The sequence below is a fragment of the Thermoflexus hugenholtzii genome, from assembly GCF_018771565.1.
GTDB classification, from domain to species: Bacteria; Chloroflexota; Anaerolineae; order Thermoflexales; family Thermoflexaceae; genus Thermoflexus; species Thermoflexus hugenholtzii_A.
Map to the genome: position 1 here is coordinate 895,134 of NZ_CP076326.1, position 20,377 is coordinate 915,510.

A 20,377-nucleotide genomic window follows, 5' to 3' on the forward strand; every position below is an offset into this window, starting at 1 on the left:
CGCCTGGCACGAGAAGCCCTCGCGTGTGCTATAATCCGCCTCCGGCATCTTCGCAGGAGCGGAGCGATGGAGGCAACGATCCGGGTTCCTGCACGATCCCGATGGCGGGCCCTCTGGGAGGATCTGACGCCGGCGGAGCGCCTCGCCTGGGCGATGTTGCTGGCCGCCGCCGTCTTCACCCGCCTCTGGCGCCTGGGGGAGCGGGTGATGAGCCACGACGAAAGCCTCCACGTCTACTACGCCTATGAGCTCTTTAAAGGCAAAGGTTTTCAACATACTCCCCTTATGCACGGTCCCCTCAAGTTCCATCTCGACGCCCTCGCTTATCTTCTGTTCGGGGCGGACGATTTCACCGGACGCCTTCCCGTGGCCCTGGCCGGGATCGCCCTGGTGATGCTGCCCCTCTTCATGCGCCGCTGGTTGGGTCGCTGGGGCAGCTTTGCCGCTTCTCTCTTTTTCTTGATCTCCCCGATGGTGATGTATCACAGCCGCTACATCCGCGACGAGGGCCTGATGGCTCTGTGGGCGGTCCTCACCGTCTGGATGATCTTCGCTTATATGGAAACCCGACAGGACCGCTGGCTCTACGGCTTGGCGGCGATCGTCGCCCTCTTCTACACCACCATGGAGGCGGCCTTCATTTACCTGGCCATCTTCGGCCTGCTGCTCTTCCTCGCCTGGACCACAGCTGTCCTCCGGGATCCCCGCTGGTCCGGGGAGGACCGCCTGATACTGGGAGGGGGGACTGCGCTGCTTCTCCTCGGGGGTGGGCTGGCGCTGTGGGGGCTGGAGCAAAACGCGACGAAGATCCCCATGGCCTTCCTCTGTCAGCCGGAGTCCATCTCCGAATGGGGCCAGCGGTGGGCTCTGGCTGGCGGGTTGATCGCTCTGGCCGGGGTCGGGATCCTGGTGTGGCGGCTGGCGGAATGGGGGCGGGCCCGCTTGCAGGAGCAGCCGACCTTCAACCTGATGATCGTCATCGGGGGTCTGAGCCTGTGGATGCTCTCCCCTGCCGCCCTGATCTGGCTGAATCCCGTTTCGCAGCTCCTCTTCGACCGCGTCTTCGTCCCCGTGTCGATCTTCGAAAGCGGCTCTTTCAGCGGGATCACCGGGGAGATGATTCGAGTCCTTGTCCTCTTCTTGCTCTTCGGGGCCCTGAGCACCGCCCTCGGGATGGCCTGGGATCCGGGGCGCTGGCTGATCCTCATGGGGATCTTCTTCGGGATCACTCTCCCGCTGTTCACGACTTTCTTTACCAACGGCGCAGGGATCGCCACCGGCTACATCGGCTCCCTGGGCTACTGGATGGCGCAGCAGTGCGTCCAGCGGGGAAGCCAGCCGCTCTTTTATTACTTCGTCATCGCCCCGATGTATGAGTTCATGCCGATCCTGCTCTCCCTGCCGGCCCTTGGTTATTACGCCGGGCGATGGCTTGCAGGGGCATCATTCCCCACCCCTCTGGACGCTGCCTTTCGGGGGTTCCTGGGGTTCTGGGTGATCCTCTCGTGGGTCGCTTACACGCTGGCCGGGGAGAAGATGCCATGGCTCACGGTCCATCTTACGGTCCCCATGATCCTGCTTTCCGCGACCTTCCTGAACGACACCCTGGGGGCTCTGGATTGGGGCCGGTGGTGGCGGGGCGGCGGAGCCGTCGCCGCGTTGCTGATCCTCCCCTTTGGGGCTGCCCTCCTGGGTCTTCTGACGGCCTGGCCTCAGGCCCGCTTGGCCATGCAGGCCCCGACCCTGGAATCTCTCCGGGCAGCCAACCAGGTCATCGCAGCTCTGATCAGCATAGGAGCCGTTGTAGGGGGCTGGGTCTACCTGGGCCCGCGTCTCGGCCTTGCCGGGCTCTTTCAGTCCTTCGCCCTCGCCGTCCTGGCCGTTCTCCTCTTCGCCACCCTTCACGTGGCCTGGCGCTTCAACTTCATCAACTACGACCTGGCCCTGGAGCACGGGGTCTACGCCCACGGCGCCCCCGGTGTGAAGATCGCCATGCGCCGTATCGAGGAGATCGCCCGCGCCCTCGGGCGGGACGCGGTGACGGTGGCTTACGACAACGACAGCTCCTGGCCCTTCACCTGGTATCTGCGGGACTGGAGGCAGCGCTATTTCGGAGAGAACCCGCGGCGCGAGGACCTGGAGGCCCCGGTGATCCTGGTGGGCAGCGCCAACTGGTATAAGGTGGAGAACGCCCTCCGCAACACCCATGAATCTTATCTATACCATCTGATCTGGTGGCCGATGGAGGATTACCGGGAGCTGACCTGGGAGCGCCTCCAGCGCTGGCTTTTGGATCCGGCGCGGCGGGCGGCTCTCTGGGACATCTTCTGGAGCCGGGACTACACCCGCTACGATCAGATCACCGGGAAAACCCACACCCTTGAGGACTGGCCGCTGGCCCATGATTTCAAACTCTTCATCCGAAAGGATGTGGCGGCGAAGGCCTGGCCCCTGCGTCCTCAGCAGGCGCTCGCCGCGCCCACGCCGCCGCCGGATCCTTACGCCCCTGTGAGCCGGAGCCTGACCGCCGTTCAGATCCTTGGAGGCCCCGGAAGTGAACCCGGGCGCTTTCAGGAGCCCCACGGCATCGCCGTTGGGCCGGACGGAACCCTTTATGTGACCGATGGACGCAACCACCGGGTGCAGGTCTTCTCCCCGGACGGCCGGCTCCTGCGGACATGGGGATCCTTCTGCGCCCTTTATGAGAGTGGGGCCCCGGGGTGTATCGATCCCGACGGTCCAGGGCCGATGCCGCTGGGCGCCGGGCAGTTCAACGAGCCCTGGGGGATCGCCGTGGGGCCCGATGACACGGTCTATGTGGCGGACCTGTGGAACCATCGGGTCCAGCAGTTCACCGCCGACGGCCGCTTCCTCCGCGCATGGGGCGGCTTCGCTCGGGTGGAGGATCCGCAGGACCAGCCCGGCACCTTCTTCGGGCCCCGGGGCCTTCAGGTCCATGGCGATCGCGTCTATGTCACGGACACCGGCAACAAGCGCGTCCAGGTTTTCGACCGTGAGGGGCGCTTCCTAACGGCCTGGGGTGGGCCCGGCGTCGAGCCCGGGCGGCTGGACGAGCCGGTGGGCATCGCCGTCCTGCCGGACGGCAATCTGGTGATCGCCGACACGTGGAACCGGAGGATCCAGATCCTGACGCCGGAAGGGAAGCCCGTCCGGTCATGGGAGATCGCGGGATGGCTGGATCAGTCCCCCACTACCAAGCCCGATGTCGCGGTGGACGCCCGCGGTCGGATCTTCGTCACCGACCCCACCGGCTTCCGGGTTCTGGTCTTCGATGCCCGGGGGCAGCCCCTTCTCGCCTTCGGCCAGTATGGGGATGACGCCGCTTCGTTCCTTCTCCCTCAGGGGATCGCCGTCGGGCCTGACGGGCGGGTGTGGGTGGTGGACTCCGGAGGCCACCGGGTGATGGCCTTCCAGGTCCCGTAAAGGTGCGCCGATATCGTTCGTGAAGGAGGGCACGTGCTATAATCGGGTTCGGATCTCTTTTCCAGAGCGTGGGGGATGCCGAAGACGGCGGCGGATCTCACCCCGGAGGAACTGGAGGCGTATCGTGAGGCCTGGCGACGGCGCTGGGCGGAGGAGGAAGCCCGGCGGGCCCGGCGTCAGGAGCGGGCCTGGGCGGTGGCCCGTGCCGCCGCCCGATTATTAAAGGAACGCTTCGGCGCCCGTCGGGTGCGGGCCTTCGGCTCGCTCCCCACCCCGTGGTTCCGGGAGCGCTCCGATATCGATCTGGCGGTGGAAGGTGTTCCCCCCGAGCGTCTGGGCGAAGCGGAGGCTGCCCTGGCGGAGTTGGCCCCGGATTTCCGCGTGGATCTCGTTCCTCTGGAAGCGCTTCGGGATGCGCCCCGGCTGCTTCGCCGCATTGAAGAAGAGGGGGTGGATCTGTGAGGCCTGAGGTGCGGTTGCGGATCGGTCGAATCGAGGGGGATCTGGAGGATCTGCGGCGGGTGGTGGAACGCGCGACCCGCTTCGTGGTGGATCAGGCAGTGCCGGAGGGTCCCCACTGGCATGAGGAGCTCTTGCCTCAGGCAAGCCTGGAGATCCCCTCCCTCCGACCGGCAGTGCTCCGGCGTAGCACGCGGGATTGTCTCGATGAATACCGTCGGTTCCGCCATGTGGTTCGAAACGTCTATGCCTTTGTGTTCGATCGAGCCCGCCTGAGGGAGCTGGCGCGCGGCCTCCCGAAGTGCTTTGAAGATGTCTCCCATGACCTTCAGGCGTTTCGGGAGTTCCTGGAGCGTCTGCATCCAGAGATCTCCAGTTCAACGCAGGGGGAGGAACAATGAAGCTGCATGAGTTCCAGTCCAAACAGCTCTTCGCGCGGTATGGGATCCCGATCCCCCGGGGGAAGGTGGCGACCAGCCCGGAGGAAGCCCGGGCCATCGCCAAGGAGCTGGGGAAGCCGGTGGTTGTCAAGGCCCAGGTCCTGGTGGGCGGGCGCGGCAAGGCAGGGGGGATCCGCCTGGCCCGCACCCCCGAGGAAGCGGAACAGGTCGCCGAGCAGATCCTCAGCATGACCCTCAAAGGCCTGCCTGTGCGCCGGGTCCTCGTGGATGAGGCGGCGGAGATCCAGGCGGAGCTCTACCTGGGGCTCACCATCGACCGGGCGCGCCGGCGGGTCGTGGCCATGGCCTCCTCGGCAGGCGGTGTGGACATCGAGGAGGTCGCCCGGACCACGCCGGAGAAGATTGTTCGGGTGATCATTGAGCCGGAGCTCGGCTTGCGGGAATATCAGGCCCGGACCCTGGCGGCAGGGATCGGGCTGGATCGTTCCCTCTGGGCTTCCTTCACCCAGATCGCTCTCGGCCTGTATCGCTGCTTCGAGGAGAACGATGCGACCCTGGCGGAGATCAACCCCCTGGCCGTGGTGCCCGGCCCGGCGCTGTTGGCCCTGGATGGAAAGGTGATCATCGACGACAACGCCCTGTTCCGTCATCCGGATCTGGCGGCCATGCGCGATGAGGACGAAGAGACGCCGACGGAGCGGGAGGCCCGCAAGTATGGGATCAGCTATGTGCAGCTGGATGGCAACATCGGGTGCATGGTCAACGGAGCCGGCCTGGCGATGGCGACCATGGACATCATCCAGCTCTATGGAGGACGCCCGGCGAACTTCCTGGACATCGGGGGCGGCGCGAGCGCGGAGCGCGTGGCAGCGGCCATGCGCTTGATCCTCTCGGACCCCAACGTGAAAGCGGTCCTGATCAACATCTTCGGTGGCATCACCCGCTGCGATGAGGTCGCCCGAGGGATGCTGGCCGCTTTTGAGATGGTCCGCCCGCGTGTGCCTGTGGTCGTCCGGCTGGTAGGGACCAACGAGGCCGAAGGCCGGGCGATCCTGCAACAGGCCCAGGGGGTCACCCTGTATACGGCCACCACCCTCGTGGAGGCCGCCCAGCAGGTCGTGCGCCTGGCCGGGGATGGGCACGGATCCTCCCCGTCCGGGCCGGAGCAGCGGCGATGAACCGATGGCGGGACTGGTGGCGACAGGCTCAGGCGGATCTGCGGCATGCTCGAGAGAGCGTGCGGCTGGAGGATTACGCTTGGGCCTGCTTCGCAGCTCAACAGGCTGCGGAGAAAGCCTTGAAAGCCCTCTATATGAGGCGAAACCAGATCGCCTGGGGGCATTCCGTGCGGTTGTTGCTGGAGCAGCTCGGCGAGGAGATCCCTGAAAGCCTGCTCGAGGCGGCGCGCATTCTGGATAAATATTACATCGGCCCACGGTATCCGAATGCCCATCCGGCCGGGGCACCCTTTGAACTATATACCCGCCATGAAGCGCTGGAGGCCATCCGGCTCGCTGAGGAGATCCTGAGCTATGTCCGTGCGGATTTGGAAAGCTGACCGTCAGAGGATCCAGAGCGGCCTGGAGCGCTGGTTGAAGGAGGTCATCGAGCCGGCGCAGGAGGTTCGAGAGGTCTGGCTGTTCGGATCCTACGCGCGAGGGGAAGAGTGGCCGGGAAGCGATGTGGATCTGCTGTTGATCGTGCGCGAAGCGGAGGGGCGTTTCGAGGATCGTGCGCTGCGGTATATTCCTCTGCGCTCGGATTTGCCTCTTGAGATATTCGTCTACACAGAGGAGGAGGCGCGTGCCCTATCCGGGCAGCCCGGCTCTTTGGTCTGGATCGCCTTCCGGGAGGGTCGGTGTCTCTGGCGGCGGGAGGAGGACGCGGGACCCGGCGGATAAGAGCGGGCGGAGGTTATCCTTTCGAGGAGGAGATCGGCGATGAGCATCCTGGTCCATCGCAACACGCGCGTGGTGGTGCAGGGGATCACGGGCCGCGAAGGCCAGTTCCACACCCAGCAGATGCTGGAATACGGCACGCAGGTGGTGGCCGGGGTCACCCCGGGCAAGGGCGGGCAGTGGATCCTGGGGATCCCGGTGTTCGACACTGTGAAGGAAGCCGTGGAGGCGACCGGGGCCAACTGCTCGGTGATCTTCGTCCCTGCCCGCTTCGCCCCCGACGCCATCCTGGAAGCGGCCGACGCGGGAGTCCCCCTGATCGTCTGCATCACGGAGGGGATCCCCGTTCAGGACATGATTCGGGTCCGGGCTTACCTGGATCGTAAGGGTGTGCGGCTGATCGGGCCCAACGGACCCGGCCTGATCACCCCGGGGGAATGCAAGGTGGGGATCATCCCTGGCCACATCACCCGCCCGGGCCCGGTGGGCATTGTCTCGCGCTCGGGGACCCTGACCTATGAGGTGATCGCGGCCCTGAGTCAGCGGGGCATCGGCCAGAGCACCTGTGTGGGGATCGGCGGCGATCCCATCCCTGGAACCAATTTCGTAGAAGTCCTGGCGATGTTTGAGGAAGATCCACAAACGGAGCATATTGTGCTGATCGGCGAGATCGGCGGCACGGAGGAGGAGCGGGCGGCGGATTTCATCGCCACGAAGATGAGCAAGCCGGTAACGGCCTTCATCGCCGGGCGCACGGCGCCTCCGGGCAAGCGCATGGGGCATGCGGGGGCGATCATCGAGGGAGGGACCGGCTCCGCTGCGGAGAAGATCGCCAAGCTGGAAAGCGTGGGCATCCCTGTCGCCCGCCATCCGGAGGAGATCGCGGAGATCGTGGCCAGCCGGCTCGGTGTCCGCGCGTGAAACGTATGGATGGCGCGATGATCCGTTTCGACCGGGTCTCCAAACGGTTCCATGCCCATCGCCAGCGCCCTCGCTCCTTTCATGAGTTGTTCGTCGAAGGGTGGCGGCTCTGGCGGCGACCTCCGGCGGAGGTTTTCTGGGCGCTGCGGGATGTCTCCTTCGAGGTAAAGCCCGGTGAGACCGTGGGTCTGATCGGGCCCAACGGCGCGGGCAAGAGCACTGTGCTCAAGCTCGCCGCCCGGGTCCTGGAGCCCACGTCCGGCCGGGTGGAGGTGCGGGGACGGGTAGCCGCCCTGTTGGAACTGGGGGTGGGTTTCCACCCGGAGCTGACAGGCCGGGAGAATGTCTTCCTGAACGGCGCCTTCATGGGCATCTCCCGCCGGGAGATGGCCCGCCGCCTGGAGGCCATCGTCGCCTTCGCCGAGCTGGAGGACTACATCGATGTCCCCGTCAAGCACTACTCCTCCGGGATGTATGTCCGTCTGGCTTTCGCGGTCTCCGTCTACCTGGATCCCGAGATCTTGCTGGTGGACGAGGTGCTGGCGGTGGGCGACGCGGCTTTCCAGCGCAAATGTGTGGATCATCTGATGGCCCTCCAGCAGGCCGGAGTGACCATCCTGCTGGTCTCCCATGACCTGGAAGCGGTGCAGCGGCTCTGCCACCGCGCCTTCTGGTTCGATCACGGTCGGATCCGGATGGAGGGGATGCCATCCAGTGTGGTCCAGGCCTATCTGGATCAGGTCCGCGAGCGGGAGGACCAGGCTCTTCGGGATCACAATCGGCAGGAAGTGCCCGCGCGCCGGGGGAGCGGGCGCGTGCGGATCGAGCGGGTCTACCTGACCGACGGCGATGGTCGAGAGCGCTATCATTTCGAGACCGGGGAGACCATCCGGATCCATATGCGCTATCGTGCGCGGGAGCGAATCGAGCGACCGATCTTCGGCCTGGCCATCCATCGACAGGATGGGGTTCACATCTGCGGCCCCAACACAGCCTTCTCCGGTTTCGAGATCCCTTGGGTGGAGGGAGAGGGGGAGATCATCTATACGATCCCCACTCTTCCGCTCCTGGAGGGCACCTATTTGATCTCGGTGGCTGCCACAGATGAGCGGGACAGCGAGATCTTCGATTATCACGATCGGGCTTATGTCTTCCGGGTGGTGCGCGGCCGGCATCCGGAGCGCTATGGCCTGATGACCATGGGCGGCCGCTGGGATCACGAGCGGCTCTCGGTCCCACAGAGCCTTTCCGTCCTGTAAGCGCTTGTTCCTTACGTTACGATGAATCAGGAGGCAGACGATGAGCGATGATCTGGAGGGGTTGCTGAAGGTCTTGACCGAGGCCCACGGCGTCCCGGGTTATGAAACGGAGGTCCGCGAAGTGATGCGTCGTCTCTTGGAGGGCCTGGGGGAGATCGAGCAGGACAACATCGGCAGCCTGATCTGCCGGCGCGGCGAAGGCGGGCCTCGAGTGATGCTGGCAGCCCACATGGACGAGATCGGCTTCATGGTCAAGCACATCACTCCCGAAGGCTTCATTCGCTTCACCCCCCTGGGTGGATGGTTCGATCAGGTGCTCCTGGGTCAGCGTGTTGTCATCAAGACACATAAAGGAGATGTGATCGGCGTGATCGGCGCTAAGCCACCTCATCTGCTTCCACCGGATGAGCGCAAGAAGGTGGTCGAGAAAAAGGATATGTATATCGACATCGGTGCCACCTCGGCGAAGGAGGTGGAGGAGGCCGGGGTGCGTATCGGCGACCCCATCGTGCCCCTGGCGCCGTTCCAGGTGCTGGCCAGTGGCAAGGCGTATCTCGCTAAGGCTTTCGATGACCGGGTGGGCTGCGCGGTGCTGGTGGAGGTCATGCGCCGCCTGGCCCGAGAGGGGCACCCCAACACCGTCTACGCTGTGGCGACGGTCCAGGAGGAGGTGGGCCTGCGGGGGGCGGCCACCAGTGTGGAGAAGGTGAACCCCGAGGTGGCCTTGATCCTGGAATCGGACATCGCTGGGGATGTTCCGGGCATCAAGCCCGAGGAGTCTACGGTGAAGTTGGGCGGTGGTCCCACCATCGTCGTCTACGATGCTCGCATGATCCCGAACCTCCGCCTACGGGATCTGGCGGTGGAAACCGCCTGCGCCCTGGGGATTCCCATTCAGTTCTCTGTGATCGAGGGAGGCGCCACGGACGGCGGCGTCATTCATCTGCATAAAGGAGGGGTGCCCACGCTGGTCCTCGGCGTCCCCGCTCGACATATCCATAGTCATGGGGGGCATTGTCCATCGTGACGATATCGAACGAGCCATCGCGCTGGTCACAGCCCTGGTGCAACGCCTGGACACGGAGACGGTGGCCCATCTGAGGTCATGAAGGGAAGCTGTCTGAGTTATAATTATCCCCGTGACGCCTTTCACAACGGGGTCGAAGCGGGGTTCCCATATCCCACTGGACGTGAGGTGGACGATGGCGGATCGGACGGACGCCTGGCAGGAGCTGATTGCCTCTTTACAGCAGCGCATTGAGGCATATACCCCTGAAGTGGAGGTCGCCGAGATCGGCGAGGTCCTCGAGGCCGGGGATGGCATCGCCCGCTGCTCGGGCCTCCGCAACGTGATGGCCAGCGAGCTGGTGGAGTTCGAGAACGGCGTGATGGGCATCGCCTTCAACCTGGAGCGCGATAACGTCGGCGTCATCATCCTGGGAGATTTCAGCGGCATCCGCCAGGGGATGAAGGTCCGGGGCACCGGCCGCATCGCCTCGGTGCCGGTCGGCCAGGCCCTCCTGGGTCGCGTGGTGGACCCCCTGGGCCGACCCCTGGACGGGAAAGGGCCTATCGTCACGGATCGCTACCGGCCCATCGAGCGCATCGCCCCCGGTGTGACCAAGCGCCAGGACGTGGACACCCCGGTGCAGACGGGCATCAAGGCCATCGACGCGATGATCCCCATTGGGCGTGGCCAGCGGGAGCTGATCATCGGCGACCGCCAGACGGGGAAGACCGCCATCGCTGTGGACACTATCATCAACCAGAAGGGCAAGGGGATGGTCTGCATCTACGTGGCCATCGGTCAGAAGCGCGCCCAGGTGGCCCGTCTGGTCGATATCCTCGAGCGCTACGGCGCGATGGATTACACCATCGTGGTGGCGGCCACCGCCTCCGACCCCGCCGCCCTGCAATACATCGCCCCCTACGCGGGCTGCGCCATGGGGGAGGAGGTGATGGAGAACGGGGTGATCGTCGACGGCCAGCTGGTCAACGACGCCCTCATCGTCTACGACGATCTTACCAAGCACGCCTGGGCCTACCGCCAGGTCTCCCTGCTGCTCCGGCGTCCGCCCGGCCGAGAGGCCTACCCGGGCGACATTTTCTACCTCCACTCCCGGCTTCTCGAGCGCGCCGCTCGGCTGGCCAACAAATACATCATCGTGCCGAAGGACGCTCCCGAGGATGCCCAGGAGGGCGTCGACGGGAAAGTCTACACCGGCCCTCTGGGCTATAAGGAGGCCCTGAAGGCCCTGGAGGCCCGTCCCGATAAGGAGAACCTCAAAATCCTCAAAGTGAAGGGCTCCGGTGGGAGCCTCACGGCGCTGCCCATCGTGGAGACTCAACTGGGAGACGTCTCGGCCTACATCCCCACCAACGTGATCTCCATCACCGATGGCCAGATCTATCTGGAGACCGACCTCTTCAACGCCGGCATCCGTCCGGCCATCAACGTGGGGATCTCGGTCTCTCGGGTAGGGGGCGCAGCCCAGACGAAGGCCATGAAGCAGGTGGCCGGGCGCCTGCGCCTGGAGATGGCCCAGTTCCGGGAGCTGGCTGCCTTCGTTCAGTTCGGATCGGATCTCGATAAGACCACCCTGGCCATCATCGAGCGGGGCAAGCGGCTGACGGAGATCCTCAAGCAACCCCAGTATGAGCCGATGCCCCTGGAGGAGCAGGTGATGGTCATCTTCGCTGGAACCAACGGCTACCTGGACGCCATCCCGGTGGAGAAGGTGCGCCAGTGGGAGAAGGAGTTCCTGCGTTTCATGGCCACAAATTATCCCGAGGTCGGCCGCGATATCGCGGAACGTAAGGAGATCACCAAGGAGACCGAGGAGAAGCTGCGCCGTGCCATCGAGGAGTTCAACCGCGGCTGGCTGGCGGGATGAGAGGAGGCCTGGACGATGGCCGTCGCCACCCGCGCCCGCATCCAGGTAGACATCAAGCCCTTCCATCCCTACCTGCTTCGCCTGTATGGGGTGAGCGAGGCGGAGTTCGAGTCCCTGGCCGACGAGGATCTCAAGGCGGAATACCTCGACGGGGTGATGATTGTGCACTCGCCGGCGACCGTTCGGCATGAGGAACGCCAGCTTTTCCTTGCCACCCTCTTGAAGCTCTATGCGGATGCCCACCGGATGGGCCGGGTGCTGGGAGGCAACGCGGTGTTCCGGTGGAGGGAGCGACGGCTCGCCCCTGATGTGATGGTGGTGCGAGATGAACAACGGATCGGCCCGAAGGAAGTGGAAGGGCCTCCGGACCTCGTGGTGGAGGTGCTTTCGGAGTCGACGCGGGACTATGATTTGGGGGAGAAGCGGCGGTTGTATCGGGAGGCGGGGGTGGGGGAGCTGTGGCTGGTGGATGTGGAGGGGCAGGTGGTGGTCGTGGAGCGGCGGGGGAGGGGATATGAGCCGGAGGAGATCCATGAGGGCTGGGTGGTTTCGGAGGCGGTGCCGGGGTTCCGGATTCGGGCAGAGTGGCTGTGGCAGGAACCCCTCCCCTCCGTCCTCGGATGCTGGGCGCTGATGCGGGGGAGCGGCGATGCAGGCCCTGCGTTCGCTTGAAGTGCGAAGCGATCATCCCTACCTGCTTCGCCTGTATGGGGTGAGCGAGGCGGAGTTCGAGTCCCTGGCCGACGAGGATCTCAAGGCGGAATACCTCGACGGGGTGATGATCGTGCACTCGCCGGCGGGTTTCTCCCATGAGGATCGCCAGGCTTTCCTGCTCTCCTTGCTCCGTCTCTACGCGGAGGTCCATGGGATCGGGCGCGTGGTCGGAGGGAACGCCCTCTTCCGAGCCGGCCGCCGGCAGTTCGCGCCGGATGTGATGGTCCTGCCTCCGCATGTGCCGATCGTCCGCCAGCGGGCGGAGGGGATCCCGCTCCTCGTGGTGGAGGTGCTTTCGGAGTCGACGCGGGACTATGATTTGGGGGAGAAGCGGCGGCTGTATCGGGAGGTGGGGGTGGGGGAGCTGTGGCTGGTGGATGTGGAGGGGCAGGTGGTGGTCGTGGAGCGGCGGGGGAGGGGATATGAGCCGGAGGAGATCCATGAGGGCTGGGTGGTTTCGGAGGCGGTGCCGGGGTTCCGGATTCGGGCGGAGTGGCTGTGGCAGGAACCCCTCCCCTCCGTCCTCGAATGCTGGCAGGCGATTTCATCCGCAGGCTGAACAGGAGGATGCGGTCGTGCCTACCCTTCGGGAATTGCGGCGTCGCATTCGAACCGTGCGGAGCATCTCCCAGATCACCCGGGCGATGGAGGCGGTATCGGCCTCCAAGATGCGGCGGGCCCAGGAGATGACGCTGGCCTCTCGCCCCTATTCCCAGAAGGCCTGGGAGGTCCTGGTCCATCTCGCCCATCAGGCGGAGGCCAGCGCCCTTCTGCATCCCCTGCTGGAGGTCCGGCCGGTCCATCGGGTGCTGCTGGTTCTGATCACCGCGGATCGCGGGCTGTGCGGCGCTTACAACGACAACATCATCCGTCTAGCTTTCCGGTTCGCCGCAGTGAGCCGCGCCCCCGTGGCCTTCCTGACGGTGGGCCGCAAGGGGCGGGACGCCGTGGCGCGGGTGCGGGGAGCCTTGATTGCGGATTTCTCCCCTATGCCCCGTTGGCCGCGTTTTGCGGACGTGCGGCCCATCGCCCGCCTGGCGATGGAAGAGTTCCTAAAGGGGAGCGTCGATGAGGTCTATGTCGCCTATACGGATTTCATCAACACCATGGTCCAGCGCCCCCGTGTCCGCCGGCTGCTTCCCCTCCGCCTCACCGGTGCCTACGAACCGGCGGTCCCGGAGGCTGTGGAGCGGCTGGACACCCGGGCGGTGGCCAACAAGACGTTTATCTACGAACCGGACCCGGCTCAGTTGTTAGAGGTGATCCTGCCTCGTTTTGTGGAGCTCCAGCTCTATCAAGCGGTTCTGGAAAGCTTGGCCAGCGAGCATTCCGCGCGCATGGTAGCCATGCGCAACGCGACTGAGAACGCGGAGAACCTGATTTACACCCTGACCTTAAGCTACAACAAAGCTCGCCAGCAGTCCATCACCAGCGAGATGCTGGACATCGCGGGAGGCGCGGAGGCGATGCGCCAGGCCGCCCGCGCCCAGATCCAGGCGCGGGTCCGCACCCCCGCAGGCCGCTGAAGCGGCCTGTTCCGCAGATTCGGCGCGTGGAAAACGTCTCGGAAAGGACGTTTCAACATCCTGCTCTGAGCCTCAGAATCTGAATTCAGGAGGTGGACACGGATGGCCAAGGGCTCTGTGGGTCGGATCGTGCAGATCATGGGGAACGTGGTGGATGTGGAGTTCCCGCCCGAGGAGCTCCCCGATATCTATAACGCGATCGAGATCCCCCGGGACGGGCACCGGCTGGTGCTGGAGGTGCAGCAGCACCTGAGCGGCGGTGTGGTGCGCTGTATCGCCATGGACACCACGGATGGTCTGCGCCGGGGCATGGTGGCCTATGATACCGGAGCCCCCATCACGGTCCCGGTCGGGGAGGCCACCCTGGGCCGGGTGTTCAACGTGCTCGGGGAGCCCATCGACGACAAGGGCCCTGTCCACGCCACGGAATACCGGCCCATCCACCAGCCCCCGCCTTCCCTGGAGGAGCAATCCACACAGATCGAGGTCTTCGAGACCGGCCTCAAGGTCATCGATCTGATCGCCCCCTTCATGCGGGGCGGGAAGGTGGCGGTGTTCGGGGGCGCTGGGGTGGGCAAGACGGTGATCATCATGGAACTCATCCGCAACATCGCCACCGTCCACAAGGGCATCTCGGTCTTCGCCGGCATCGGGGAGCGCACCCGCGAGGGCACCCAGCTCTACCGGGAGATGATCGAGGCCGGGGTGATTGACAAGACTGTGATGGTCTTCGGCCAGATGAACGAGCCCCCGGGGGTGCGCCTGCGGGTGGGCCTGACCGCCCTCACCATGGCCGAGTATTTCCGGGATCAGGGGCGGGACGTCCTGATCTTCATCGACAACATCTTCCGCTTCGTGATGTCCGGCTCTGAGGTCTCGGCGCTGCTCGGCCGCATGCCCTCGGCGGTCGGGTATCAGCCCACCCTGGCTTTCGAGATGGGTCAGCTCCAGGAGCGCATCACCTCTACCCGCCGCGGGGCCATCACCTCTATGCAGGCGGTCTACGTGCCTGCCGACGACTATTCCGATCCGGCGCCGGTAGCCACCTTCGCTCATCTGGATGCCACCATCGCTCTGGAGCGGAGCATCGCCGAGAAAGGCATCTACCCGGCAGTGGATCCCCTGGCGTCCACCAGCCGGATCCTGGATCCGCGGATCGTAGGGGAGGAGCACTACACGGTGGCCCGGGAGGTGCAGCGGGTGCTGCAGCGCTATAAGGATCTCCAGGATATCATCGCCATCCTGGGGATCGACGAGCTCTCTGAGGAAGACAAGCTGATCGTGGCCCGGGCCCGCAAGATCGAGCGCTTCTTCAGCCAGCCGATGTTCGTGGCCGAGCAGTTCACCGGCTTGCCTGGCCGTTACGTCCCGTTGAAGGAGACGGTGCGTGGGTTCAGGGAGATCCTGGAAGGCAAGCACGATGATCTTCCCGAAGCCGCCTTCTACATGGTCGGCACCATCGATGAGGCGGTCGAGAAAGCCGAGCGCCTGCGCCGGGGCGAGCTGCGATGAGCCTCGAGGGGCAGGAACTACGGGGACGCTGGCAGCGCATGGTCGCAGACTACCGGGCCCTCCGCGAGGCGGAACGGCGGGATCTGGCGGGCGCCATCTTTTAGACCGTTTGCAGGAGGCGGGCTTCCGGGCAAGCGCGGAGGCCTTCTTGCGCCTCCGGGAAGGGCGACCGGTCAAGATCTTCTTCACCCGCCGTTTCTCGGTAGACTTGCGTCAAGCCTCCTCTCGGTTGGATCGAGAGGCGATCCGGCGCGCCCGGGAGGTGGAGCTGTTCGGGTTGACGTTGCGCTTGGCCACCCCGGAGGATCTGATCGTCTACAAACTAGCTCGTTGGGAGCCTATCGACGAGCGAGATGTGCGGGCGGTTCTGGAAAGCCAGCGAGGTTCTTTGGATTGGACCTACATCGAGGCGGCGGTGCACGACCTGGCCCAGGAGGCTGAGCTTCCGGAGCTGCCGGTCCGCTGGAGCCGTCTGAAGGAGGAGATCGACGGATGAGCCCTCTGCGCCTGGAGATCGTCACCCAGGAACGCGCTTTGTTCAGCGGGGATGTGGATATGGTCGTGGCCCCCGGCGTGGAAGGGGAGCTGGGAATCCTCCCCGGACATGCACCGTTGCTCACCGCCCTGGGGATCGGGCCGCTGCTGGCCCGCCGGGGTAGCGAGGAGCTCTGGTTTGCCATCCACGGGGGCTTTATGGAGGTCACCCCGGAGAAGGTGATCGTGCTGGCGGACGTCGCCGAGCGGGCGGAGGAGATCGACATCGCCCGGGCCGAGGAGGCCCGTCAGCGCGCGGAACAGCTCCTCAAAGAGCGGCCGGCCGGCGTGGATCTCAACGCCGCCCTGGCCGCCCTGCGCCGCTCGCGGGTCCGCCTGGAGGTCGCCCGCCGTCGCCGGATCCGTCGGGAGAGCTCGTCCGGACCATAAAACCTCTTTCAGCCGCCAGGATCCCAAAGAAGCGCCGGATCCGGACGGGATGAGCCATGATGGGCCCGACCACGGAATATGCAATGGAGGAGCGCATCGGGGATGCTCACCAAACGTTTGGGCATTGATCTGGGGACCGCCAACGTGCTGGTTTACGAGGTGGGGCGCGGCATCGTCCTTCAAGAGCCCTCCGTGGTGGCCATGCCTGTGGATGGGGATGAGATCCTGGCGGTGGGAGAGGAAGCGCGAGCGATGTATGGCCGCACCCCGGAGATCATCGAGGTCATCCGACCCCTCCGGGACGGCGTGATCGCCGATTACTACGTCACCGAGCGGATGCTCCGGTATTTCATCAACAAGGTCTGTGGCCCCCTTCGCCTCTTTCGGCCTCACGTGATGATCTCGGTCCCCTATGGGGTGACCAGCGTGGAGAGCCGGGCGGTGCATGAGGCCGCGGTGGCGGCCGGCGCTCACCCCGGACACGTCTATCTGATCCCTGAGCCGCTGGCCGCGGCCCTGGGGGCAGGCCTGCCGGTGGACACCCCCACCGGGAACATGGTCGTGGACCTGGGGGGTGGCACCACCGAAGCGGCGGTGATCTCCATGCTGGGGATCGTGACCGCCCACTCTGTGCGGGTGGGCGGCATCCGGATGGATGAGGCCATCATCGGCTATGTGCGTCGGAAATACAACCTGGCCATCGGGGAGCCGACGGCAGAACAGGTGAAGATCCAGATCGGAACGGCCATGCCCCTGGATCCGCCCCTGACCATGGAGGTGCAGGGCCGCGATCTGGTCACCGGGTTGCCGCGCACGATCACCCTGAGCTCCGATGAGGTGCTGGAAGCCATCCAGGAGCCCCTTCAGGCGGTAGTGGGAGTGGTCCGGGCGGTTCTGGAGCGCACGCCCCCCGAGCTGGCTGCGGACATCATCGATCGCGGGATGGCCCTGGTGGGGGGCGGGGCGCTGCTGCGGCGGATCGACGAGTTCCTGACCCAGCAAACCGGCGTCCCGGCTTACGTCGCGGACGCCCCCATGGCCTGCGTCGCCATCGGGGCCGGCAAGGCTCTGGAGAACATCCACCTCTTCCAGCGCACGCTCACGACAATCTGGTCCTCTTTTTAAATCCGTCCTGAGAGCGCGGGGCGGACTGTCAGGCTTTTCTGTTCTACCCAAGGGATCAGCCCCGCGCCGCCTTATGGATTCGGCGACTTCCTGAGATCAGCGAACGACCAGGTTCCAGGCCCGACGCTGGTAGAGGCGTTCGACTTCGCGGAGGATCTCCTCCGCCTGGGAAAGATCGGCGCGAGCCATCTCCCCGCTGGTCACGGCTTGATCACCTTCCCCCAGTCGAAAGTCCGGCTTCAGGTCCCAGTAGCGGACAGCGCCCTGACGCTTCCGTTGGGCTCCCAGGGCCTTCAGCCGCTCCCGCAAGCGCTCCAGGATCGATGAAAGGAACGGCTCCCGCTCATAAAGGATGTAAGCGTCCTCCGTCAGATCCAGATACAGCGGGGTGATCCGCATCGCTTCTTCCGGCGTCTTCAGGATCACGGAGACCTCCGCCGTGATCCCGCGCTCCCACAGGGCCTTCAGCTGGGGCTCCACCGCCCGATCTGCCTCTTCCAGCCAACCGTAGCGCTCCAGCCGGCGGGCCGGCAGGCCCTCGGCGATCACCAGGAGGTCCACATCCGAGGAGGGGCCCGCTTCTCCCCGCGCCACCGACCCGAACAGGGCGACGGCAACCAGCCGCTCCCCCAGGCTTTGCCGCAGCGCCTCCGCATAGGCCCGGGCGAGAGCCCACAGCGCTCGCTGGATCTCTTCCTGGGAAACGTGCGGAGGATGCGCCATTCGCAGTCCGGCCTTATCCCTCGTTCCCCAGGTAATACGTCATCTGCTGAAGGTGGATCGCCGGGTCGATATACTGCACCAGGATCCCCTTGGGGACCTTGAGATGAATGGGAGCGTAGTTCAGGATGGCGCGGATGCCGGCTTCGACGCAGAGGTCCGCCACCTGCTGGGCGGCGGAGGCCGGCACGGCGATCATGGCGATCTGGACCCGGTGAGCCCGGACGAACTCCGGGACCTCCTGGACGTCCCGGATCACATGAGGCCCGATGGGCCGGCCGATTTTCTCCGGGTCGTTATCGAAGATCGCGATCAGCCGGAAGCCCCGCGGGGTGAAGCCCTGATACTGAGCCAGGGCGTGTCCCAGGTTGCCGGCCCCAATCAGAATCATGTCCCATGTCCGATCCACCTTCAGGATGCGCTTCAAATGCTCGATCAGATCCGGGATGCGATACCCGGTCCCCTGCTTGCCGAAGGTTCCGAAGTAAGAGAGATCCTTCCGGATCTGGGCGGAGCTGATCCCCAGGCGCTCCCCCAGCTCTTGAGAGGAAGTGATCTCCCGACCTTCGGCGGCCATCACCTGGAGCGCCCGCAGATACACCGGCAACCGTCCCACCACAATGTCCGGCACTTTTTGCACGGCCGCCATGCTCACCCTCCGTCTCCGAAATGCGTTGAAATCGCCGATTCCTATATATCACAAATTTGTGAAAAGGGGAATTTAGCGCATCTCCGGAGAGGGGGAGCGGACCGTCGGGGGGGTCTCCACCCGGATCGGAGCGCCGGGAAGGATCCATCCGCTTTCCAGCACCCGGGCGAGCATGCCGCGGCGGCCCCGCAGCGCTTCCTGAAGTCCGGGGCGGATCTCATCCATGCGCCCGCAAGGGGTGCAGGGCTTGGTGATCTCCAGCAGGGCCTCGCCGATCCGCAGGCGGTCACCGGGCTGAAGGGCGTGAAGGGAGAGCCCTCGCACGGTGATGTTCTCCCGCACAGCCCCTGGCCGGAGATCCAGGGCTTCCAGGGTCTCGAGATCCATGAGCAGGACCTGACGGGAGGATCCTGCCCGAGCGTGGGAGTCGCCCACAATGCCGTAGCCGGCCTCCACCCGGAGGGCCGGGACCGCCTCCATGGGCATTCGATGGCCCGGGCATCGGAACAGCGCCACCACCACGGGTTGGTCCATGGAGCTTGCTCCTTGACGCAGATCTCCAGGCGCGCGGCTCGAAGGTTCCCCGAGATGAGGGCTGGAGGACCCGGCGGCCCTCCAGCCCCCTGCGGACGAGGAATCAGAGGTTGGCCACGATGGCCTCAGCGAACTCGCTGGTGCGGACCTCCCGGGCGCCTTCCATCAGGCGCGCCAGGTCGTAGGTCACGATCTTCTGCTGGATGGTGCGGGTGAAGGCGGCCTCGATGGCGTCGGCAACCTCATTCCACCCGATGTAGCGGAACATCATCACCCCGGAGAGCAGCAGCGAGCCCGGGTTTACCTTGTCCAGCCCGGCGTATTTGGGGGCTGAGCCGTGGGTGGCCTCGAAGACGGCCAGCGTGTCCCCGATGTTGGCGCCGGGGGCGATGCCCACCCCGCCCACCATAGCCGCCAGGGCCTCGGAGAGGTAATCGCCGTTGAGGTTGGGGGTGGCGATCACGTCGTATTCCTCGGGGCGGAGCAGGACCTGCTGGAACATCGCGTCGGCGATGCGATCCTTGATGATGATCTTTCCATCCGCAGGTTTGCCCTCGGCCACCTCCGCTTCGGTGATGGTCACATCGCCGAACTCTTCCCTGGCTACCTCATAGCCCCAGCGGATGAAGGCGCCCTCCGTGTATTTCATGATGTTGCCCTTGCCGACCAGGGTGACGCTGCGCCGGCCGTTCTCCAGGGCGTAGCGGATGGCCTTGCGCACCAGCCGCTTGGTGGCCCCCTCGCTGATGGGTTTAACCCCGATGCCGGTGTTGGGCGGCAGGGTGATCTTGAAGGTCCGCTTCAGATAGGCCGCCACCCGCTTGGCCTCCGGCGAGCCTGCTTCCCACTCGATCCCGGCGTAGACATCCTCCGTGTTCTCCCGGAACACCACCATGTTGACCTTATGGGGTTCTTTGAGGGGGGATGGGACCCCCGGATACCATTTGACCGGCCGGATGCAGGCGTAGAGGTCCAGTTTCTGCCGGAGCTGCACGTTGATGCTGCGCCAGCCGTAGCCCACCGGGGTGGTGAGGGGGCCTTTGATGGCCACCACGAACTCACGGATGGCGCGCAGCGTTTCCTCCGGGAGGCGCTCGCCGTAGAGTTCCTCCGCGTCCTCGCCGGCGTAAAGGCGGACCCATGCGATCTTCCGCTGGCCGCCGTAAACCTTCTGCACGGCCGCGTCCCACACCTTCATCGCCGCCGGCATGATGTCCCGTCCCGTCCCATCGCCCACGATATAGCCGATGATCGGATGGTCCGGGACCACCAGCCGCCCGTTCCGCACCTCGATCTTCTTGCCGTCCTCCGGTACGCGCACGTGGGTGAACATGGCGAAACCCTCGTGTGAATCTTTTCACGGGTGATTATACCGGAGGGGCAGGAAGAGGGGAATC

Annotated in this window: 21 protein-coding genes; 17 read left to right on the top strand and 4 right to left on the bottom strand. The window is 65.3% G+C overall.

Translation table 11 applies throughout. From position 1 onward, the window contains the following. The first annotated feature begins 66 nt into the window (after positions 1-66). The 17 genes from KNN16_RS04085 (at position 67) to KNN16_RS04165 (ending at position 17,077) form a co-directional block, all read left to right on the top strand. The gene (locus tag KNN16_RS04085) at positions 67-3,444 is read left to right on the top strand and encodes a flippase activity-associated protein Agl23 (RefSeq protein ID WP_303899110.1); all 3,378 of its coding nucleotides are present in this window, start codon (positions 67-69) and stop codon (positions 3,442-3,444) included. A gap of 75 nt (positions 3,445-3,519) precedes the next feature. Next, complete coding sequence (locus KNN16_RS04090) at positions 3,520-3,906, top strand: nucleotidyltransferase family protein (RefSeq protein ID WP_273096595.1); 387 nt, start codon at positions 3,520-3,522, stop codon at positions 3,904-3,906. A gap of 8 nt (positions 3,907-3,914) precedes the next feature. Further along, positions 3,915-4,304 (top strand): hypothetical protein, encoded by a 390-nt coding sequence (locus tag KNN16_RS04095; RefSeq protein ID WP_303899115.1) that lies wholly within the window; start codon positions 3,915-3,917, stop codon positions 4,302-4,304. After that, positions 4,301-5,482: an ADP-forming succinate--CoA ligase subunit beta gene (gene sucC, locus KNN16_RS04100; RefSeq protein WP_303899117.1), complete on the top strand. Its 1,182-nt coding sequence runs from the start codon at positions 4,301-4,303 to the stop codon at positions 5,480-5,482. The genes KNN16_RS04095 and sucC overlap by 4 nt, the downstream gene beginning before the upstream one ends. Beyond that, positions 5,479-5,862 carry a HEPN domain-containing protein gene (locus KNN16_RS04105; RefSeq protein WP_303899119.1) on the top strand — a complete coding sequence of 128 codons (384 nt, stop codon included), beginning with the start codon at positions 5,479-5,481 and terminating at the stop codon, positions 5,860-5,862. The genes sucC and KNN16_RS04105 overlap by 4 nt, the downstream gene beginning before the upstream one ends. Further along, positions 5,837-6,205 (top strand): nucleotidyltransferase domain-containing protein, encoded by a 369-nt coding sequence (locus KNN16_RS04110; protein ID WP_303899121.1) that lies wholly within the window; start codon positions 5,837-5,839, stop codon positions 6,203-6,205. Before KNN16_RS04105 ends, KNN16_RS04110 begins: the two co-directional genes overlap by 26 nt. Before the next feature lie 39 nt (positions 6,206-6,244). Then, positions 6,245-7,123, top strand: a complete 879-nt coding sequence (gene sucD / locus KNN16_RS04115; RefSeq protein ID WP_299288596.1) for a succinate--CoA ligase subunit alpha — start codon at positions 6,245-6,247, stop codon at positions 7,121-7,123. 17 nt (positions 7,124-7,140) lie between these two features. Beyond that, complete coding sequence (locus KNN16_RS04120) at positions 7,141-8,382, top strand: ABC transporter ATP-binding protein (RefSeq protein ID WP_299288599.1); 1,242 nt, start codon at positions 7,141-7,143, stop codon at positions 8,380-8,382. 40 nt (positions 8,383-8,422) lie between these two features. Continuing rightward, entirely contained in the window at positions 8,423-9,409 is a 987-nt protein-coding gene (locus KNN16_RS04125) for a M42 family metallopeptidase (protein WP_303899125.1), read from the top strand. 175 nt (positions 9,410-9,584) lie between these two features. Further along, positions 9,585-11,276, top strand: coding sequence for a F0F1 ATP synthase subunit alpha (gene atpA, locus KNN16_RS04130; RefSeq protein WP_314185346.1), 1,692 nt, complete (start codon positions 9,585-9,587; stop codon positions 11,274-11,276). Between the two features lie 15 nt (positions 11,277-11,291). Further along, positions 11,292-11,948, top strand: a complete 657-nt coding sequence (locus tag KNN16_RS04135; protein WP_303899128.1) for a Uma2 family endonuclease — start codon at positions 11,292-11,294, stop codon at positions 11,946-11,948. Next, positions 11,926-12,549: a Uma2 family endonuclease gene (locus KNN16_RS04140; protein WP_299288398.1), complete on the top strand. Its 624-nt coding sequence runs from the start codon at positions 11,926-11,928 to the stop codon at positions 12,547-12,549. The genes KNN16_RS04135 and KNN16_RS04140 overlap by 23 nt, the downstream gene beginning before the upstream one ends. 16 nt (positions 12,550-12,565) lie before the next feature. Further along, entirely contained in the window at positions 12,566-13,516 is a 951-nt protein-coding gene (gene atpG / locus KNN16_RS04145; RefSeq protein WP_088570095.1) for an ATP synthase F1 subunit gamma, read from the top strand. A gap of 102 nt (positions 13,517-13,618) precedes the next feature. Further along, positions 13,619-15,028, top strand: a complete 1,410-nt coding sequence (gene atpD / locus KNN16_RS04150) for a F0F1 ATP synthase subunit beta (protein WP_299288405.1) — start codon at positions 13,619-13,621, stop codon at positions 15,026-15,028. A gap of 148 nt (positions 15,029-15,176) precedes the next feature. Beyond that, the gene (locus tag KNN16_RS04155; protein WP_303899132.1) at positions 15,177-15,524 is read left to right on the top strand and encodes a DUF6036 family nucleotidyltransferase; all 348 of its coding nucleotides are present in this window, start codon (positions 15,177-15,179) and stop codon (positions 15,522-15,524) included. Next, a complete protein-coding gene (locus KNN16_RS04160; protein ID WP_088570092.1) occupies positions 15,521-15,952 on the top strand; it encodes a F0F1 ATP synthase subunit epsilon in 432 nt (143 codons plus the stop codon). The genes KNN16_RS04155 and KNN16_RS04160 overlap by 4 nt, the downstream gene beginning before the upstream one ends. 102 nt (positions 15,953-16,054) lie before the next feature. Beyond that, positions 16,055-17,077 carry a rod shape-determining protein gene (locus KNN16_RS04165; RefSeq protein ID WP_303899136.1) on the top strand — a complete coding sequence of 341 codons (1,023 nt, stop codon included), beginning with the start codon at positions 16,055-16,057 and terminating at the stop codon, positions 17,075-17,077. Positions 17,078-17,173: 96 nt separating this feature from the next. On the opposite strand, the gene KNN16_RS04170 is transcribed toward KNN16_RS04165, so the two are convergent. From KNN16_RS04170 to icd, 4 genes are all read right to left on the bottom strand, one after another. Then, positions 17,174-17,800: a nucleotidyltransferase domain-containing protein gene (locus KNN16_RS04170; RefSeq protein ID WP_303899137.1), complete on the bottom strand. Its 627-nt coding sequence runs from the start codon at positions 17,798-17,800 to the stop codon at positions 17,174-17,176. A 13-nt stretch (positions 17,801-17,813) separates the two neighbouring features. Then, on the bottom strand, positions 17,814-18,446 hold the full coding sequence (locus KNN16_RS04175) for a redox-sensing transcriptional repressor Rex (RefSeq protein WP_303899140.1): 633 nt from the start codon (positions 18,444-18,446) through the stop codon (positions 17,814-17,816). 72 nt (positions 18,447-18,518) lie between these two features. Further along, positions 18,519-18,980: an MOSC domain-containing protein gene (locus KNN16_RS04180; protein ID WP_303899142.1), complete on the bottom strand. Its 462-nt coding sequence runs from the start codon at positions 18,978-18,980 to the stop codon at positions 18,519-18,521. 103 nt (positions 18,981-19,083) lie between these two features. Continuing rightward, positions 19,084-20,313, bottom strand: a complete 1,230-nt coding sequence (gene icd, locus KNN16_RS04185) for an isocitrate dehydrogenase (NADP(+)) (RefSeq protein ID WP_303899144.1) — start codon at positions 20,311-20,313, stop codon at positions 19,084-19,086. Positions 20,314-20,377: the final 64 nt, after the last annotated feature.

Bases quoted from the DNA above. Each gene is read 5' to 3' on its own strand.
- KNN16_RS04125 (WP_303899125.1), top strand. From the start codon at position 8,423: ATGAGCGATGATCTGGAGGGGTTGCTGAAGGTCTTGACCGAGGCCCAC.
- KNN16_RS04140 (WP_299288398.1), top strand. From the start codon at position 11,926: ATGCAGGCCCTGCGTTCGCTTGAAGTGCGAAGCGATCATCCCTACCTG.
- KNN16_RS04110 (WP_303899121.1), top strand. From the start codon at position 5,837: ATGTCCGTGCGGATTTGGAAAGCTGACCGTCAGAGGATCCAGAGCGGC.
- KNN16_RS04135 (WP_303899128.1), top strand. From the start codon at position 11,292: ATGGCCGTCGCCACCCGCGCCCGCATCCAGGTAGACATCAAGCCCTTC.
- atpD (WP_299288405.1), top strand. From the start codon at position 13,619: ATGGCCAAGGGCTCTGTGGGTCGGATCGTGCAGATCATGGGGAACGTG.
- KNN16_RS04105 (WP_303899119.1), top strand. From the start codon at position 5,479: ATGAACCGATGGCGGGACTGGTGGCGACAGGCTCAGGCGGATCTGCGG.
- sucC (WP_303899117.1), top strand. From the start codon at position 4,301: ATGAAGCTGCATGAGTTCCAGTCCAAACAGCTCTTCGCGCGGTATGGG.
- KNN16_RS04085 (WP_303899110.1), top strand. From the start codon at position 67: ATGGAGGCAACGATCCGGGTTCCTGCACGATCCCGATGGCGGGCCCTC.
- KNN16_RS04090 (WP_273096595.1), top strand. From the start codon at position 3,520: ATGCCGAAGACGGCGGCGGATCTCACCCCGGAGGAACTGGAGGCGTAT.
- KNN16_RS04175 (WP_303899140.1), bottom strand. From the start codon at position 18,446: ATGGCGGCCGTGCAAAAAGTGCCGGACATTGTGGTGGGACGGTTGCCG.
- KNN16_RS04165 (WP_303899136.1), top strand. From the start codon at position 16,055: ATGCTCACCAAACGTTTGGGCATTGATCTGGGGACCGCCAACGTGCTG.
- sucD (WP_299288596.1), top strand. From the start codon at position 6,245: ATGAGCATCCTGGTCCATCGCAACACGCGCGTGGTGGTGCAGGGGATC.
- icd (WP_303899144.1), bottom strand. From the start codon at position 20,313: ATGTTCACCCACGTGCGCGTACCGGAGGACGGCAAGAAGATCGAGGTG.
- KNN16_RS04120 (WP_299288599.1), top strand. From the start codon at position 7,141: ATGATCCGTTTCGACCGGGTCTCCAAACGGTTCCATGCCCATCGCCAG.
- KNN16_RS04160 (WP_088570092.1), top strand. From the start codon at position 15,521: ATGAGCCCTCTGCGCCTGGAGATCGTCACCCAGGAACGCGCTTTGTTC.
- KNN16_RS04170 (WP_303899137.1), bottom strand. From the start codon at position 17,800: ATGGCGCATCCTCCGCACGTTTCCCAGGAAGAGATCCAGCGAGCGCTG.
- KNN16_RS04180 (WP_303899142.1), bottom strand. From the start codon at position 18,980: ATGGACCAACCCGTGGTGGTGGCGCTGTTCCGATGCCCGGGCCATCGA.
- atpA (WP_314185346.1), top strand. From the start codon at position 9,585: ATGGCGGATCGGACGGACGCCTGGCAGGAGCTGATTGCCTCTTTACAG.